This window comes from Roseobacter ponti, from assembly GCF_012932215.1.
In the GTDB taxonomy this organism is placed as follows: domain Bacteria; phylum Pseudomonadota; class Alphaproteobacteria; order Rhodobacterales; family Rhodobacteraceae; genus Roseobacter; species Roseobacter ponti.
The window spans coordinates 2386883-2404936 of record NZ_CP048788.1; the positions used below are offsets into that span (position 1 = coordinate 2386883).

Below are 18054 nucleotides of genomic sequence, written 5' to 3' on the forward strand. Positions count from 1 at the left end.
CGTGCGCAGGTGGCGGCAGTTCTCCCACTGCACAGCTTTGTCCCTGTTTTCCGACGACCGCGTCACCTGTCAGGTCCGCACATCGGGCCCGGCGCGGCCTGTCAGCGCCTCCATATCGGTGATTTCAAGCATCGCGGACCGCACATCGGCCAGCGCCGTTTCCGCATCCAGCGAATGATCTCCTTCGGGTCCGGTGTATTGCTCAAGATAGGCCCGGATCGTGGCCCCGTCGGTGCCGGTGCCCGACAGCCGCAGAACCGCGCGACCGCCGCCCTCAAGCCCGATGCGCAGTCCCTGATTATGGCTGACCGAGCCATCGACCGGATCGTGATAGGAAAAACTGTCAGCCGAGGTCACTTTAAGACCGGCAAAGGACTGACTGGTGAGGTCAGAGAGCCGGTCTTCGACCCGCGCCATAACTGCGGTCGCAGCCTCTGTGGGCACGGCCTCGTAATCATGGCGCGAATAATAGTTGCGCCCGAAAGTGGCCCAGTGATCGTTGAGCATCGCCATCACCGGCTTTCCGGTCTCGGCCAGGATATTGAGCCACAGCAGTACGGCCCAGAGACCATCCTTTTCGCGCACGTGATCCGAGCCGGTGCCGGCACTCTCCTCGCCACAGAGCGTGACTTTTCCCGCATCCAGCAGATTGCCGAAAAACTTCCACCCGGTAGGAGTTTCATAACTTGCGATGCCCAGCTTTTGCGCAACCCTGTCGCTGGCCGCACTGGTGGGCATGGAGCGCGCCACACCGGCGAGCCCGTCCTTATACCCCGGTGCCAGTGTCGCGTTTGCCGCCAGCACCGCAAGGCTGTCCGAGGGTGTGACATAGATCCCGCGCCCGACGATCATATTGCGGTCCCCGTCGCCGTCTGAGGCGGCGCCGAAGTCGGGGGCTGTGTCCGACATCATCTCGTCCATCAGCGTTTTGGCCCAGACCGGATTGGGATCGGGGTGGCCCTTGCCGAAATCCTCCGAGGGCACAGCATTGATCACGGTTCCGGCAGGCGCACCGAGGCTGCCCTCCAGGATCGCTTTGGCATAGGGGCCCGTCACGGCGTGCATCGCATCGAAACGCATGGTGAAACCGGAGGCAAAAAGAGCGCGGATCCTGTCAAAATCGAAAAGGGTATGCATCAGCGCTTCGTAATCGGTGACAGGGTCCACGACCTCGACCACCATGTCGCCCTGCGATGTCGTTCCTACCGCCGCAAGATCCACATCCCCGGCGTCGAGCGTGCGGTATTCCGTGATGTTTTGGGTCTGCTCAAAAATGCCGGCGGTGATGTTTTCCGGCGCGGGGCCACCGTTGGCGATGTTATATTTGATGCCGAAATCCGCATCGATCCCGCCGGGATTATGACTGGCCGAAAGCACAAGGCCGCCGTCTGTCCCGCGCTGGCGGATCAGGTTCGAGACCGCGGGCGTCGAGAGCAGACCGCCCTGCCCCACGATGACCATTGCCGCACCATTGGCAGCGGCCATTTTCAGGATCGTCTGAATGGCCTCACGGTTGAAAAAACGCCCGTCGCCGCCGACCACAAAGCTCTTGCCCTCTGCGCCGCCGATCGCGTTGAACACTGACTGCACAAAGCATTCCAGATAGCCGGGTTCCATGAACACACGCGTCTTTTTGCGCAAGCCCGATGTGCCGGGTTTCTGCCCTTCAAAGGGGCCTTTGGAAACGGTAACGACGGTCATTGGTTTTCCTCTCTTTCAATGTCATTGTGCGCAGCGGACCGTCCGGCCCGCGCCATAATCACGGCTGTTCCGGCGAGCCGTGCATCGGCGGCGATCTCTGCGACGGGCAGCGGATAGCGCCGCTGCCAGTTAGGGTGCTCGTGCGTGGTGCCTGGCAGGTTCTGAGCCTCGCGCACATCAAGCACATCATCAAGCTGTACCGCGACCATCGCGGTGGCCCCTTCTGCCAGGGCACTGTGGATCGCATCGCGGCGCGACGTGTCCCCGTCTCCCGGCAGTGCTGCTTTCTCAAGGTCGCGGTCGGCCCGGGCGCCGGCGACATTCTCCTGCCCGATCCATCCCAGTTCCTGCCACCAGTCGATGTCGTGCCCTGTCCAGTATCCCTGCAGCGTGGGCGTGTCGTGTGTGCCGAAACAGGCCAGCGACTGCGGGCGCAGATCTGCGGGGTCACGAAAGCTGTGCCGGTCCGTCTTTTCATATTGCAGCACGGTATAGCCATATAATCCGCGACCGGCCATTTCCTCACGGAAGCCGGGCGGCACCAGCCCCAGATCCTCGCCTACCACTGCTGTACCGGCGCGCTGTGCCTCAATCGCGACGATTGCCAGCAGCGGGCCGAAAGGCTGGCGGATGTACCCGCCCGGGCTGCCATCATCGGGGATCCAGAAGCTGCGGTTCATGCCAAGCACGTGATCGATGCGCAAAAGGCCCGCATGGCGCATGGACTGCGCCAGCACCTGGCGCAGCGGTGCGTAGCGGGCCGCGCGCAGTTTACGAGGGGCAAAGCCTGCAAGCTGCCAGTTCTGTCCTGCCGGGCTGAGCTGATCGGGGGGCGCACCAACCGAAACACCGGCGGCCACTGCATCCTGGCCTGACCAGGCCTCGGCACCGCCACGCCGCGCACCCACGGCCAGGTCAAGATAAAGCCCCAGCGCCATGCCGGCCGCCCGTGCCTCTGACTGTGCGGCACCAAGCTGCGCATCAGCGATCCATTGCAGCCAGAGGTGAAACCGGGTGTCCGGCGCCCCGCCCCCGGCTATGGCCCCGGCAGGGGTCTGCAGACCGGCGGGCCAGTGCCGCCAGTCGGCACCATGGGTCTCACTCAGCGCCTCAAAGAGCGCAAAATCCTGCAGCGCCGCGCCGCCTTCGGCGCAGAAGGCTTCGAATGCGCGGCGCTGGTTATCGGTCGCGTGATCACAGAAATGCTGCCAGGCGTCGCGCAGGGAGGCCCGTTGCCAGACCCGGTGTTGCGGGTAATCAATCAGCGGGCCCCGAGCGCTGTCCTGCTGGCGCGGGGTCACCCCTTCAAGGTTCTGCGCGGCGATATGTGTCGTGTTCAGAAAGCCGCGGTGGGTCGGTGAATAGGGGCTGATTGTGCCTTCATCCGCCCAGCCCGGGGCGTGCACCGGATTGATGCCCAGGAACTGCGCGCCCTGCGCGCCCAGACCCCGCGCAAGACCGGCAAGATCGGCAAAATCCCCTGGCCCCGGATTGCGCGCGGAATGCAGACCGTAAAGCGCCGCCACAACGCCCCATGTTTTATCGCCCGCGCCCATGTCCCGCAGTCCCGGCGTGGTAGAAGGCGCGCTTATAAGACAGATCTGCTGCGTCTGGCCGCCCTGCGCAAGGTGCAGCAGATGTACGCCTGAGGGCAGCGGTGGCAGGCTGATGACCCCGTCCTGCGTATGCCCTTCGGCCAGAACCGCGCCGCTGTTTTCGGCCAGGACATGCCAGTCCGGCGCACCGGCCGGACGCAGCACTGCCCGCTGGTCACAAGCGAGCACAACATCCTGTGGCAGCCAGGCTGCCTCAGCTTCGGCGCGCAGCCCGGCCAGTGTTTCAGCGACCTCACGGTCCGTATCCACCTCAAGGCCGTCCGCGCGCAGCAGAGCACGCTTTGTTTCGGGCAGGATGGGGCGTGTCACACCATCAAGATCGACAAACTCCGGGAAGACGCCGACCAGATCGCAGAGAGCGCTGAGGGTCTCGTCTGCTGTCATGCCGGACCGGCACCTGTGTCACGCAGCGCCAGCGCCACGACCGCCGGGCCTTCGACGGTCATCTCAGGGTCGCTGAATGCATCAATGTCCGGTGTATCGCGGCTGGTATCCACGGCAACGTACCACTCAAAGCCTGCCGGCGCGCCCGGGATGCTGACTTCTGCAGGTCCCTCTTCGCGGTTAAAGATGGCAAAGACCGTGTCATCGGTGACGGCATGCTCCGGCGCTTCGCCCGATCCGCGATAGGTCACACAGAGGCAGGACAGCCCCGGGTCCCGCCAGTTCAGTGTGCCCCCGTCGAACCCGCGCCAATCCACATCCGGCAACCCGTCACCGGACCGTGTCGCCGCATGCAGGAAACGCGGCTGGCGCACGGCAGGATGCGCCCGCCGGAACGCGGAGAGCTCTGCAAAAAACGCAGTCATCGCGTCATCCGCGGCCGGCCAGTCGATCCATGATATCGCGTTATCCTGGCAATACGCGTTGTTGTTGCCACCCTGCGAATTGCCGGTCTCGTCACCCGCCAGGATCATCGGAGTGCCCTGCGATAAAAACAGCGTCGCCATCATATTGCGCTGGCGCCGCCTGCGTCTTTCCAGAACGTCTTCATCGTCTGTGCCGCCTTCGACACCGCAGTTGTCAGAATGGTTGGCGTTGTGCCCGTCCTGGTTTTTCTCTTTGTTCGCCTCATTGTGGCGACGGTTGTAGGCGGTGATATCGGCAAGGGTGAAGCCATCATGTGCTGCCAGAAAATTGACCGACGACCAGGACCGTCGCCCGTCGCGGTCGAACTCGCCCGCCGATCCGGTCAGCCGCGCGCCCAGTTCCTGCGCACTGTGCGCGTCGCCCTTCCAGAAGCGCCGGACCGTGTCGCGATAGGCATCATTCCATTCGGCAAAGGGCGGTGGATACTCTCCCAGTCGGTACCCGCCGGGGCCGATATCCCAGGGCTCGGCAATCAGCTTGACGCCTGCGAGCACCGGGTCCTGGCGGATGGCATCGAAAAACCCTCCGCGCGGATCAAAGCCATGGCTCTCGCGGCCAAGTGTTGTGGCCAGATCGAACCGAAAGCCGTCAACACCCATGTTCTGCACCCAGAACCGCAGGCTGTCGAGCACCATACGCAGCACGTAAGGGTTTGACACATCGACAGTATTACCGGTGCCGGTGTCGTTCACGTAATAGCGTGGCTGTCCCTTGATGAGGCGGTAATAAGACGCGTTGTCAAGCCCGCGGTAACAGATCGTCGGGCCGCGGTGATCGCCCTCGGCAGTGTGATTATAAACCACGTCGAGAATGACCTCGATGCCGGCGGCATGAAAGCGCGCCACCATATCGCGGAAACCGGCGATACCCGCCGGCCCGAAATAACGCGGCTCGGGGGCAAAAAAGCCGATCGTGTTGTAGCCCCAGTAATTGCTGAGCCCGCGGTCGAGCAGAAACCCGTCATTAAGAAAGGAATGCACCGGCAAAAGCTCGATCGCCGTGACACCAATCCGGTGCAGATGGTCGATGATCGCGTTGGACGCGAGCCCCTCATATGTGCCCTGCACGGCCTCTGCCACATCCGGGTGCCGGCGCGTCAGTCCTTTGGCGTGGGCCTCATAGATCAGTGTTTCTTCCCAGGGCGTATCGGGGTGATCGCGGATAATCTCGAAGTGCGCCGGATCCGAGACCACCGAGCGCGGCACGAAGGCTGCGGAATCAACTGCAGAAAACGACAGATCACCCGCTCCGGAGGATTTATCATAGCCGAGAATGGCCGGATTGTGCGCCCAGCTGCCGTGCATCTCACGGGTATAGGGGTCAAGCAGCAGTTTGTTGGGGTTGAACCGGTGCCCCCGTTCCGGCGCATAGGCCCCATGAACGCGGTAGCCATAAAGCGCACCGGGGAACAGCCCGGCCACATGCCCGTGCCAGATGTCGCCGGTCCGCTCCGGCAGTGTCAGCCGTGCGGTTTCCCGGCTGCCGTCCTCAGAAAAGAGGCAGAGTTCTATGCTGTCGGCATTGGCCGAAAAGACGGCAAAGTTCACGCCGTCGCCGTCGGGGTGCGCCCCGAGCCGGTGCGGTGAGCCGCCTGTTATCTGAGTGTTCACTGGCACCTGCCCCGATTGCTACCCGCGCTGACGCAGCGCTTCATATAAGTCCATATAGGCCGAAGCAGACGTATCCCAGCCCACCGGATGCCGCATGGCGCGACGCATCATGCCCGTCCAGACGCGCGGTTGCGCAAAGAGATCGCAGGTGCGTGTGACCGCGTGGATCAGCGCCTGCGCCGTCACCGGGGCGAACTGCACGCCGGTGGCGACACCTGCTGTCAGGGCTGCCTCATTGGCGTCAATTACCGTGTCGGCCAGACCACCGGTGCGCGCCACGACCGGCAGTGTGCCATAGCGCATGCCGTAAAGCTGCGTGAGGCCGCAGGGCTCGAACCGTGAGGGGATCAGGATGGCATCACTGCCACCCTGCATCAGATGCGACAGGGGCTCGTCATAGCCGATAATCACACCCACCGATCCGGGATGCCGGTGAGAGGCAGCAACAAAGCCTGCCTCAAGGTCTTTGTCGCCGCTGCCCAGTACCGCAAGGCGCGCGCCGCGTGCGACAAGTGCGGGCACCGCGTCCAGAAGCAGATCAAGGCCCTTCTGGGTGGTCAGACGGCTGATCACACAGAAAAGCGGCCCTGTAGGGTTTTTGTCCAGATCAAACCGGGTGAGAACTGTTTTGCGATTTCTGGTCTTGTTTTTGAGCGCTTTTGCCGAATAGCCCGCCGTCAGCGCCCCGTCTGTTTCCGGGTTCCAGACATCGGTGTCGATGCCGTTGAGGATGCCGGTCAGATCACCCGCACGGGCCTGCAAAAGCCCTTCCAGCCCCATGCCAAACTCGGGCGTCATCAGCTCGCGCGCATAGGTCGGGCTGACGGTCGTGATCGCATCACACATCGCAAGACCGGCCTTGAGAAACCCCAGACGGCCCCAGAATTCCGCGCCCTCCCGGTCAAAGTGGCGCTCGTCAAGACCAAGCTCAGGCATCAGTGCCGGGTCAAAAAGCCCCTGAAACGCGATGTTGTGGATGGTCATCAGGGTCGGAGGCACAACGCCCGCCTGCTGGCTGAGATAGGCCGGGATGAGCCCCGCCTGCCAGTCATGCGCATGTACGACATCCGGGCGCCAGCGCTCTGCCGCACCGGTCGCAACCTCGGCCGCGACCTGCGAGAGTGCCGCGAAACGCTGCGCGTTATCGGGCCAGTCTGCCCCGTCAGGTCCGAGATAGATCGAGCCCGCCCGGTCATAGAGATGTGGCGCATCGAGCAGCAGAAGATCCATGCCTTCGGCGCTTGCCGCCACAAGGGTCGCCGGGCCGCCCATCAGATCCGCCGATTGCCAGACCTCGGTGCCACCCTTCACCAGCGCCTTCAGCGCCGGGTAGGCCGGCAGCATCACCCGCGCCTCAGCGCCCAGCGGCTTCAGTGCGCCCGGCACGGCGCCGATCACATCAGCCAGCCCGCCGGTTTTGACAAAGGGCGCGCATTCGGACGCGACGAAAAGGACCTTCACCTCAGAGATCCAGCTTATCGATCATCGGCTGTGTGATCAGGCAGATGCCATTGTCGGTCCGCCGGAAGCGTTTCGCGTCAAGCTCGGGATCCTCACCCACCACAAGACCGGTCGGGATGGTCACCCCGCGGTCGATTACAACATTGGTCAGACGCGCTTTGCGATTGATCTCCACATAGGGCATCGCCACGACGCCTTTCAGCTCGGAATAGGAATGCGTCCGCACACCCGTGAAGAGGAAACAACGGTCAAGCTGTGAGCCGGAAATGATGCAGCCCCCCGAGACCATTGATGAAACCGCGTGCCCGCGCCGCCCCTCTTCGTTGTGGATGAATTTCGCAGGTGGGGTGAGCTCGGAGTACGTCCAGATCGGCCATTCTGTGTCGTATAGATCGAGATCCGGGTCAAAATCCGTCAGATCGATATTGGCCTGCCAGAAGGCATCTACCGTGCCCACATCGCGCCAGTAAGAGCCGTCTTCATTGTCCGTCCGAACGCAGGACCGGCTGAAAGGATGCGCGACGGCAAGGCCGTTCTTCACGATCCGCGGGATCACATCGCCGCCAAAATCATGGCCATAGTCCGGGTCGGCTGCGCATTCGTCCATGATCCGGAAAAGATATTCCGTCTCGAAGACATAGATCCCCATGCTGGCCAGCGCGTGATCGGGATCGTTGGGCATTGCGGGCGGATCTTTGGGCTTTTCGACGAACTCCAGGATGCGGTCTTCGGTATCGACGGCCATCACGCCGAAGGCGCTCGCCTCCATGCGCGGCACCTCGATACAGCCCACGGTCACATCCGCCCCGCTGTCCACGTGATGCTTGATCATCAGCGAGTAATCCTGCTTGTAGATATGATCACCAGCGAGGATGACGATGTATTTTGGCGCATAGCCTTCGATAATGTCGCGATTCTGGGCGACGGCATCTGCGGTGCCCTTATACCAGTTCTCATCGTTCATCTGCTGAGAGGCGGGCAGAATATCGAGGCTTTCGTTGCGCTCGGCACGGAAAAAGCTCCAGCCGCGCTGCAGGTGGCGGATCAGCGAATGGGCCTTGTACTGGGTGGCAACCCCGATCCGGCGGATGCCTGAGTTAACCGCATTGGAGAGCGGAAAATCGATGATCCGGCTTTTGCCGCCGAAATACATCGCCGGTTTTGCGCGTCTGTCGGTGAGTTCATAGAGCCGGCTACCCCGTCCTCCGGCCAGCACGAAGGCCATCGTCTGGTGCGCGAGCCTTTGCGATTCATTGTTCATCGGTCGTCCTCCCTCATTATTCTGTGCCTCTCCCGGCCCGGCCGCCTCTCAGCGCTCAAGTTCGAAAAACAGCGTCGTAAGCGGCGGCAGCGTCACAGTGACCGAGACAGGGCGACCGGATGCCGCGATCTCTTCCGAGTGAACGCCCCCCATATTGCCGCGCCCGTCTCCTCCGTAGGCTTCGGCATTCGTGTTAATACGCTCGGCCCACCGACCGGGTTCCGGCACACCGATCCGCCGCGCCGGTCTTTCCACTGGGGTGAAGTTCGACACCACAAGCACAGGCGGCGTGTCCCCGCGCCCCTTCCGCAACCATACAAGCACGGATTCGTCTGCATTGTCTTCCTCAACCCACTCAAATCCCTCAGGCTTTGCATCAAGCTCATAAAGCGCGGGCGTGGTGGTATAAAAGCGATTGAGATCACGCACCAGGCTCTGCATGCCCTTGTGGTTATGGTGATCAAGCAGGTGCCAGTCGAGGCTGCTGTCATGGTTCCACTCAGCAGGCTGTGCAAATTCGCCCCCCATAAAGAGCAGTTTCTTGCCCGGATGGCCCCACATGAACCCGTAATAAGCGCGCAGGTTGGCGAATTTATCTCCGCCCTCGCCCGGCATGCGCGCCAGCAGCGAGCCTTTGCCATGCACGACCTCGTCATGGCTCAACGGCAGAATGAAATTCTCGCTGAAGGCATAGTGCAGACCGAAGGTCATCTTTGAGTGGTGGAATTTGCGATGCACCGGGTCTTCGGACATATAACTCAGCGTGTCGTTCATCCAGCCCATGTTCCATTTGAATCCAAACCCCAGGCCGCCCGCATCCGCAGGAGCAGACACGCCCGGAAAGGCCGTCGATTCCTCGGCAATGGTCATAACCCCGTCGCTCTCGCCATAGGCGGCCGTGTTCATGTTTCGCATGAAATCGATGGCTTCGAGGTTCTCGCGACCGCCGTGTTTGTTGGGCACCCATTCGCCTTCTTTCCGCGAGTAATCGCGATAAAGCATCGAGGCGACCGCATCCACACGCAGCCCGTCGATATGATGTTCTTCCAGCCAGTAAAGCGCGTTGGCGATCAGGTAATTCGCCACTTCGGCGCGTCCGTAGTTATAAACCAGCGTGTTCCAGTCGGGGTGAAACCCTTCGCGCCGGTCGGCGTGTTCATAAAGAGCGGTGCCGTCGAAACGGCCAAGGCCGTGCGGGTCTTCGGGGAAGTGGCCCGGCACCCAGTCGAGGATAAGCCCGATGTCAGCTGCGTGACAGGCATCCACAAAGGCGCGGAATTCGTCAAACGTGCCGTGCCGGATCGTGGGCGCAAAGAGCCCGACAGGCTGATAGCCCCATGAGCCGTCAAAAGGAAACTCGGAGACCGGCATCAGCTCCAGATGCGTAAAGCCCAGGTCCCTGGCATAGCCGACAAGCTGCTCTGCATGCTCGCGGTAGCTCAGCGGTCTGTTGCCCTCTTCCGGCACGCGCCGCCAGGACCCCAGATGTACCTCATAGACCGAGATCGGTTTATCGAACCGCTGCACGGCTCCCCGGCGTGACATCCAGGCGTCGTCCCGCCATGTGTACCCGCCGGTTTCCCGCACCACCGAGCCCGTGCGCGGCGGATGTTCTGACCCGAAGCCCACAGGGTCGGCTTTCTGTGGCATGAGCGTGCCGTTTGCATCGAGGATTTCGTATTTATAAATCTCGCCGTCGCCCACACCGGGCGTGAAAATCTCCCAGACACCGGTCGCCCCGCGTCTGCGCATCGGGTTGCGGCGCCCGTCCCAGGCGTTGAAATCCCCGATAACCGAAACGCGCATGGCATTCGGTGCCCAGACCGCGAAATGCGTGCCCGCAACGCCCTGATGGGTCATCACATGGGCCCCCAGAACTTCCCAGAGCCTGCGGTGCGCGCCCTCGCCGATCAGGTGTTCATCAAGCTCGCCCATGACCGGGCCGAAACGATACGGATCGTCGGCAATCCAGGAGTGCCCGTCAGCGCCCACCGTCAGGTGATACTCAAACGGCTTCTTGCGGCGCGCGGCCACGCCTTCAAAGAGCCCCGGCGCATCCTCGACGGCTGCCAGTGCCACGATTTTGCGACCGGTTTTGACATCCACCGCAGCCACGTCGGATGCGCCGGGCACAAAGACGCGCAGCGTGAGTTTTCCGTCCACCTCATGCAGGCCGAGGACCGAAAAGGGATCGGCGTGCCGGCCTGCGAGAAGCTCGTGTTTATCGTGATCTGAGAGGCTCATCGTCTGCGCTCCTTTGTCTTTACTCGTGGCCGCTCAGGCCACGTCGCGGTCTCCGGATCCGGTGGCCAGCATGCTGCGCACGTTCCAGATGTCGCGGGCGTACCCGCTGATCGTGCGATCAGAGGAGAACCAGCCGACGCGGGCCGTGTTGAGCGCTGCAAGCCTGGTCCAGGACCGCGCATCCGCAAAGGCAGTGTCCACCACCCGCTGTGTGTCGAAATAGCTGTCAAAATCGCAGGTCACGAGGAAGTAGTCGTGGTTGAACAGACCATCCACGAGCCCGGCATAGCGGTCTTTGTCGGACGGAGAGAAAACGCCCGAGCGGATCTGTTCAAGCACCCGTCCAAGGCGCGGGCTTGCCTCAATCGCGTGGCGGGCATAGTCCGGTTCCATGCGGCGGGCGGCAACCTCAGCGGCGGTAAGGCCAAAAAGAAAGAAGTTCTCCGCCCCCACGCAATCGCGGATTTCGACATTGGCGCCGTCGAGCGTGCCGATCGTCGGCGCGCCGTTCAGGGCAAACTTCATATTGCCGGTGCCCGAGGCTTCCTTGCCGGCGGTAGAAATCTGTTCGCTCAGATCAGTGGCCGGGATCAGCACCTCGGCCATAGAGACGTTGTAGTTTTCCGGGTACACGACCTGAAGCAGCCCTTTGGTGGCCGGGTCCCCGTTGATCACAGCGCCTGCGTCATTGATCAGGCGGATGATCTCCTTGGCCACGACATAGCCAGGAGCGGCCTTGCCCCCGAAGATTTTGACGCGCGGCGTCCATGCGCCGTTCGGGTTGTCGCGGATCTCGTTCCAGAGCGCGACGGTTTCCAGCAGATTCATAAGCTGGCGCTTGTATTCGTGGATCCGTTTGATCTGGACATCGAACATAGCTGCAGGGTCCACGGAGACACCGTCGCGGTCTTTGAGCCAGTCAGACAGACGCGCTTTGTTGGTGTCCTTGGCCGCCTGAAACCGGTCGATGAAGGCCGGATCATCCAGATGGGCGTTCAGCCCCTGAAGTTTCTCCAGATCATCAGGCCAGGCGGTGCCGATGGTGTCGTTGATCAGATTGCGCAGCGGCGGGTTACAGGCGTAAAGCCAGCGGCGTGGCGTGATGCCGTTGGTCTGGTTCACAATCCGCCCGGGGTAGGCCTGGTGCAGGTCGGCAAAAACGGTCTCCTTCACCAGTTCAGAATGCAGGGCCGAGACGCCATTGACGTGATGCGCCATGACAAAGGCCAGTTCGCCCATTTTAACCTCACCGTGCTCGATGATGCGCACCTGCTCGCCGGCTTCAGCGAAATGCGCAGCCTCGATGAGCTGGATGATCCGGTGATGACGCGGCAGCACCCTCGCAAAGAGATCCTCGGGCCAGCGTTCCAGCGCCTCAGGCAGCAGCGTGTGGTTGGTATAGGCGAGGCATCCGCGCGCGGTGCTGATGGCATCCGAGACCTCAAAGCTGTGCAGATCCATCAGGATGCGCACCAGTTCAGGCCCGGCAATAGCGGGGTGGGTATCGTTGAGCTGAATGGCCACGTAATCCGGCAGCGATTTCAGATCGCCGCCCTCGCTGAGGAACCTGCGCACAAGATCCTGCAGGGAGGCGGAGGTGAAGAAATATTCCTGCTTAAGACGCAGTTCCTTGCCCACATCCGTAGTGTCGTCAGGGTAGAGTACGCGGCTGATCGTGCGGGCGAGCGCCTCGGGTGCGCTCGCAGCGATGTAATCTCCGCGGTTGAAGCTTTCGAGGTCAAAATTGCGGTCGGGTTTGGCGGCCCAGAGGCGCAGCGTGTTGGCCCAGCGACCTTCCCAGCCCACAACAGGCGTGTCAAAGGCCGATGCGATAACAGTCTCTTCCGGGTGCCAGACGGCCTTGCCGTCCTCATCGGCAACATGGCCGCCGAAAAGGATCGGATAGTTCACTTCGGGCCGCTCGAACTCCCAGGCATGGCGCTGTTCAAGCCAGGTCTCGGCGGTTTCAACCTGCACGCCCTTGTCAAAATGCTGCTCGAAAAGCCCGTGCTCATAGCGGATCCCGTAGCCGTAGGCCGGAATACCGAGGGTCGACAGGGAATCCATAAAGCAGGCCGCCAGCCGCCCGAGGCCGCCGTTGCCAAGCGCAGCGTCGGGTTCATCCGCGACGACCTTTTCATAGGTTTGGCCAAGGCTTTCCAGCGCCTCTGACGCCACCTCATCCATCTGCAGGTTGACCGCGACATCCTCAATCAGGCGCCCGATCAGAAACTCCATCGACAGGTAATATACGCGCTTTCCACGGGCCTCGTAGGTCCTGCGTGTGCTCTCAAACCAGGGATCGACCACCAGATCGCGCAGTGCCAGTGACAGGGACATGCGCCAGTCATAAAGCGATGCGTGCGGGGCATCCTTGCCCAGCGACGTTTTGAGGTGCTGCAGGATCGATGCCGCAAAATCCTGCGCCGAAACGGGGGGGGTATTGGGTGAAGACATTGTATCTCTTTGCTCTCATTCCGGACCCCGCCAGAGGGGTCGGTGATATCGGTAATCCGATGTGTTTGTGTCAGTCCGGGTCAGGCCCGCTCAGTTCATGTGACCAGGGCGGGTTGGCCCCGGCCCGTGAGACGGTGACGGCGGCCACGCGCGCGCCATGCTCAAGGGCGGATTTCATCCGGGGCCCGTCAATTTCTTCGAGGCCTGCGCGCGTCAGCAAACCGTCTGATGCCAGCGCAGCCAGAACGCCCGCATTGAACGTATCACCCGCACCCACAGTGTCCACCACCTCAACCCGGCGCGCGGGGGCTGTGACCATGGTTCCGTCTGAAAAAGAGGCAAATGCGCCCTCTCTGCCCCGGGTCACGATCACGATTTTCGGCCCGCGGGCGGCAATGGCCCCTGCTTTCTCGTCGAGCGGTCCCGGGCCCGGCAGGATCCATTCCAGATCCTCATCGGACACTTTCAGAATACCGGTCCGCCGGATCATGGCATCCAGACGCGCACGGTAACGGTCTTCGTCCCGGATGAAACCGGCGCGGATATTGGGATCCATCACAATGAGGCGCTCGTCCGCATCGCGCATCGCAAGCGCTGCATAGAAATCGGCGCAGGGCTCGCTGATCAGGCTGATGCCGCCGAAATAGAGTGCGCCGATCTCATCGGGCAGATCGGGCAGCTGGTCAGGAAAGAGCGAACGTCCGGCGGTATTCTCATCGTAAAACGTATAGGTGGCATGGCCGTCGGTCAGGCGCACGAAGGCCAGCGTCGTGGGGCGGTCAGAGAGAATACAGAACCGCGTATCCACCCTGCTGTTGCCAAGCGTTTCGCGCAGCTGTTCGCCAAAAAGGTCTTTGGAAAGACCGGTCAGGAACCCGGTGGGCACGTCAAGCCGGCCGAGGGCCACGGCAGTATTGAAGACCGCACCACCGGAATGGGGCACATAGCCGGTCCCGCCCGTCTGCACAGGGGCGGGGATCATATCGATCAGAGCTTCTCCGCAGCACAAAATCATATCGTCGTTCCCGGCACAGCGCGTTGCCGCGCGGCCGCCTTCTGTTGTCCGGCACTCCCGCCAGAGCACCCTTTTATCCGGTTGCTCCGGGGCGGTCGCTCCGGTTCCGGGCGGTTATAGAACCCGCGTCAACGCAGGCAAGGCCTTTGCATGCGTCATTGTCCCACTGCCTCAGCGACCAAGCGTTGAGGCCTCCCGCGCCAGCGCCTCAATACCGGCCCAGTCGCCGGAGGCCACCAGATCAGCAGGCGCAACCCAGCTGCCGCCCGCGCAGACCACATTCGAAAGCGACAGGTACTCCATCGCGTTCGACGGGCTGACACCCCCTGTCGGGCAGAAAGAGACCTGCGGCAGCGGCGCGCCGATGGCTTTGAGGGCCGGAGCACCGCCCGAGGCTTCTGCGGGGAAAAACTTCAGCATGTCATAACCACGCTCGAGAAGCTTCATCGCCTCTGTTGCGGTCGCGGCCCCCGCCAGCAACGGCAGATCCATCGCTTCGCAGGCATCGATGAGCGCATCTGTGGCACCAGGGGACACTCCGAACGTGGCACCCGCATCTTTGGCCGCACGCACATCTTCGGGCGTGATCAGCGTCCCGGCGCCCACCACGCCGCCTTTGACTTTGGCCATCTCAGCGATGACCTCAAGTGCCGCCGGCGTGCGCAGAGTGACCTCAAGGGCCGGCAACCCGCCGGCCACCAGCGCTTCGGCCAGCGGGCGCGCGCGGCTCGCGTCATTGACCACCAGCACCGGCACGATCGGTGCCATGCCGCAGATCTCTCGGGCGCGTCTGCTTGCGTCCTGTGGGGTCATCGGAAATCCTTTCTAAAAGAGCGCGCAGGCGCCGGTGTCTGCGGTGCCAACCTGGCGTCTGAAGGCTGCGAAAAGCTCGCGGCCGAGCCCGTGTTCATTATCCGACAGATCGGCGGTGGCTGCGGGCCTGTCCGACACGCCTTTGGTGATGATATCCAGCACACCGGTTTTTGCATCGACCCGCACGATATCTCCGTCTTTCAGCTTGCTGATCTCACCGCCATCGAGCGCCTCGGGGCTGACGTGGATGGCCGCCGGCACCGAGCCCGACGCGCCGGACATCCGGCCGTCGGTTACCAGCGCCACGTTGATGCCCCTGGCCTGCAGGTTCTTCAGCAGCGGCGTCAGGCTGTGAAGCTCCGGCATGCCGTTGGCTTTCGGGCCCTGGAAACGCACCACGACGACTGTGTCGCTGTTAATCTCCTGCGCACGGCAGGCTGCCTTGACGCTCTCCTGATCATGGAAAACGCGCACGGGCGCTTCAATCACCTGATGCTCTTCTTTCACCGCAGAGACTTTCATCACCGCGTTGCCAAGGCTCCCGTTGAGCCGTCTGAGCCCGCCTGTCGCCTGAAACGGCTCCGCCGCAGGGCGCACGATTTTTTCGTTGAGGCTTCTGGTGGTGCCCGGCTCCCAGACCGCCTTGCCGTCGCGCAGTTTCGGCTCCTGCGTGTAAAGCTCCAGCCCGCCGCCGGCGACGGTTTTAGTATCATCGTGCAGCAGGCCGGCGCCCAGCAGCTCGTGGATCATATAGCCCAGACCGCCTGCGGCATGGAAATGGTTCACATCCGCAAGCCCGTTGGGATAGACCCGTGCGAGCAGCGGCGTGACGTCGGAAATCTCGGAGAAATCCTGCCAGTCGAGGATGATCCCCCCTGCCCGCGCCATCGCCACAAGGTGAATGAGCAGATTGGTCGACCCGCCCGTGGCGTTAAGCCCGACGATCCCGTTCACAAAGGCCTTTTCATCGAGGATATCGCAGACCGGTGTGTAATCATTGCCCAGGTCCGACAGCGAAAGCGCCCGGCGCGCACCCTCTTTGGTCAGCGCATCGCGCAGCCCGGTGTTGGGCGTCACAAAGCTGCTGCCCGGCAGGTGCAGGCCCATGAACTCCATCAGCATCTGGTTGGTATTGGCAGTTCCGTAAAACGTACAGGTCCCCGGCCCGTGATAGGCGCCCATTTCAGCGGCCATCAGCTCCTCACGGCCGACCTCGCCGGCGGCGAATTTCTGGCGGACCTGGCTCTTTTCCTCATTCGACAGGCCCGAAGTCATCGGCCCGGCCGGCAGAAAGACCGTTGGCACATGCCCGAAAGTCTGAGCCGCGATGACCAGCCCCGGCACGATCTTGTCGCAAACGCCCAGATAGACCGCAGCGTCAAAGGTGTTGTGGCTCATTGCCACCGCCGTCGCCATAGCGATCACGTCGCGGGAAAACAGGCTGAGTTCCATGCCGGGCTCGCCCTGGGTCACGCCATCACACATCGCGGGCACACCGCCGGCAACCTGGGCTGTGCCGCCCGCCTCGCGCGCGGCGTCGCGGATCAGTTCGGGAAACCGTTCAAACGGCTGATGGGCGGAGAGCATATCATTGTAAGTAGTCACGATGCCCAGATTGCCCGCGCTTTTGTGCACCAGCGCGTCCTGATCGCTGCCCGCACCGGCATAGGCGTGGGCCTGACCGCTGCAACTGAGATGAGCGCGCGCCGGTCCCTTGACCCGCGCGGCCTCCATCCGCCTGAGATAATCTCCGCGCGGGCCCTGGCTGCGCTCGATGATGCGGTCTGTGACCCGTGAAATCGTATCGTTCAGTGACATCTGTCCGCCTCCTTCAGGATGCGTGGACCTGACGCGTTGGCCGCGTCAGGTTTTTGAAAGTTCCGCCAGTCTGCGGCCGGTATCGATCATGCGGTTGGCAAAGCCCCACTCGTTGTCATACCAGCTCACGACCCGGATCAGCCCGTCTTTGGTCACGCTGGTCTGCGCAGGCGCAAAGGTCGAGGAATGCGGATCGTGGTTGAAATCGATCGAGACGAGGGGCTCAGGCGCATAGCCCAGAATGCCTTTGAGCGCGCCCTCGGAGGCTTCTTTCATCGCGTCGTTGATCGCCTCTTTAGTGGTGGTCTTTTCCGGCATAAAGGTGAGATCGACAAGAGACACGTTAGGTGTCGGGACACGGATCGCAGAGCCTTCAAGCCGGCCTTCAAGATGCGGCAGCACCAGCGAAATAGCCCGCGCCGCACCGGTGGAGGTGGGCACCATCGACAGCGCTGCAGCCCGTCCGCGGTAAGGATCTTTGTGCGCGGAGTCGTGCGACGGCTGATCCCCGGTATAGGCGTGGATTGTCGTCATATAGCCGGTTTTGATGCCCACAAGCTGATCAAGGACATGCGCAACCGGCGCGAGACAGTTGGTGGTGCAGGACGCGTTGGAGACGATCACATCGTCTTTGGTCAAATCCCTGTCGTTCACACCGAAGACCACGGTGCGGTCCACATCGGTGCCGGGCGCCGAGATAAGAACCCGCTTTGAACCGTTCTCAAGGTGGGCTGCAGCCGCATCACGTTTGGTGAAAAACCCGGTGCACTCCATCGCCACATCGACCCCGTCCCAGGGAAGTTCGGCAGGGTTGCGGATCGCAGTGACGGTGATTTCTTTACCATTGACCACCAGCGTGTCGCCTTTGACGGAGACCTCGCCGGGAAAGCGGCCATGTACCGAATCGTACTTCAGCAGATGCGCAAGTGTTTCAGGCGACGCCAGATCGTTGATAGCGGTCACTTCGACGTCGGTCACGTTGTTTTCGATGATCGCGCGCAGCACGCCCCGACCGATGCGTCCGAAACCGTTAATTGCTGTTGAATGTGACATCGTGGTCCTCCTGAAAGGTCATGCCGTGCCGGAATCTCCGGTCACAGCTCTTTGTTAGCGCTAACGAACATATTATGCACGAAAGTGCAATGGTTGATTCAGACCTGAAAGGCTGAAAAGTGCGTCATAAGTGCG

At 62.2% G+C, this 18054-nt stretch carries 11 protein-coding genes; all 11 read right to left on the reverse strand.

Translation table 11 applies throughout. The features are described from left to right. Positions 1-69: 69 nt before the first annotated feature. Entirely contained in the window at positions 70-1701 is a 1632-nt protein-coding gene (locus G3256_RS11385) for an alpha-D-glucose phosphate-specific phosphoglucomutase (protein WP_169640931.1), read from the reverse strand. Next, on the reverse strand, positions 1698-3701 hold the full coding sequence (malQ, locus tag G3256_RS11390) for a 4-alpha-glucanotransferase (RefSeq protein ID WP_169640932.1): 2004 nt from the start codon (positions 3699-3701) through the stop codon (positions 1698-1700). The genes G3256_RS11385 and malQ overlap by 4 nt, the downstream gene beginning before the upstream one ends. Then, positions 3698-5797 (reverse strand): glycogen debranching protein GlgX, encoded by a 2100-nt coding sequence (gene glgX, locus G3256_RS11395; RefSeq protein WP_169640933.1) that lies wholly within the window; start codon positions 5795-5797, stop codon positions 3698-3700. The genes malQ and glgX overlap by 4 nt, the downstream gene beginning before the upstream one ends. 18 nt (positions 5798-5815) lie before the next feature. Further along, on the reverse strand, positions 5816-7258 hold the full coding sequence (gene glgA, locus G3256_RS11400) for a glycogen synthase GlgA (RefSeq protein WP_169640934.1): 1443 nt from the start codon (positions 7256-7258) through the stop codon (positions 5816-5818). Position 7259: 1 nt separating this feature from the next. Then, positions 7260-8519: a glucose-1-phosphate adenylyltransferase gene (gene glgC / locus G3256_RS11405; protein ID WP_169640935.1), complete on the reverse strand. Its 1260-nt coding sequence runs from the start codon at positions 8517-8519 to the stop codon at positions 7260-7262. 48 nt (positions 8520-8567) lie between these two features. Next, positions 8568-10763 carry a 1,4-alpha-glucan branching protein GlgB gene (glgB, locus tag G3256_RS11410; protein WP_169640936.1) on the reverse strand — a complete coding sequence of 732 codons (2196 nt, stop codon included), beginning with the start codon at positions 10761-10763 and terminating at the stop codon, positions 8568-8570. Between the two features lie 33 nt (positions 10764-10796). Next, the gene (locus G3256_RS11415; RefSeq protein WP_169640937.1) at positions 10797-13220 is read right to left on the reverse strand and encodes a glycogen/starch/alpha-glucan phosphorylase; all 2424 of its coding nucleotides are present in this window, start codon (positions 13218-13220) and stop codon (positions 10797-10799) included. 70 nt (positions 13221-13290) lie between these two features. Beyond that, positions 13291-14235: a carbohydrate kinase family protein gene (locus G3256_RS11420; protein WP_169640938.1), complete on the reverse strand. Its 945-nt coding sequence runs from the start codon at positions 14233-14235 to the stop codon at positions 13291-13293. Between the two features lie 171 nt (positions 14236-14406). Next, complete coding sequence (eda, locus tag G3256_RS11425) at positions 14407-15048, reverse strand: bifunctional 4-hydroxy-2-oxoglutarate aldolase/2-dehydro-3-deoxy-phosphogluconate aldolase (protein WP_169640939.1); 642 nt, start codon at positions 15046-15048, stop codon at positions 14407-14409. A gap of 12 nt (positions 15049-15060) precedes the next feature. Further along, positions 15061-16866, reverse strand: a complete 1806-nt coding sequence (gene edd / locus G3256_RS11430) for a phosphogluconate dehydratase (RefSeq protein ID WP_169640940.1) — start codon at positions 16864-16866, stop codon at positions 15061-15063. A gap of 45 nt (positions 16867-16911) precedes the next feature. Continuing rightward, entirely contained in the window at positions 16912-17919 is a 1008-nt protein-coding gene (gene gap / locus G3256_RS11435; RefSeq protein ID WP_169640941.1) for a type I glyceraldehyde-3-phosphate dehydrogenase, read from the reverse strand. Positions 17920-18054: the final 135 nt, after the last annotated feature.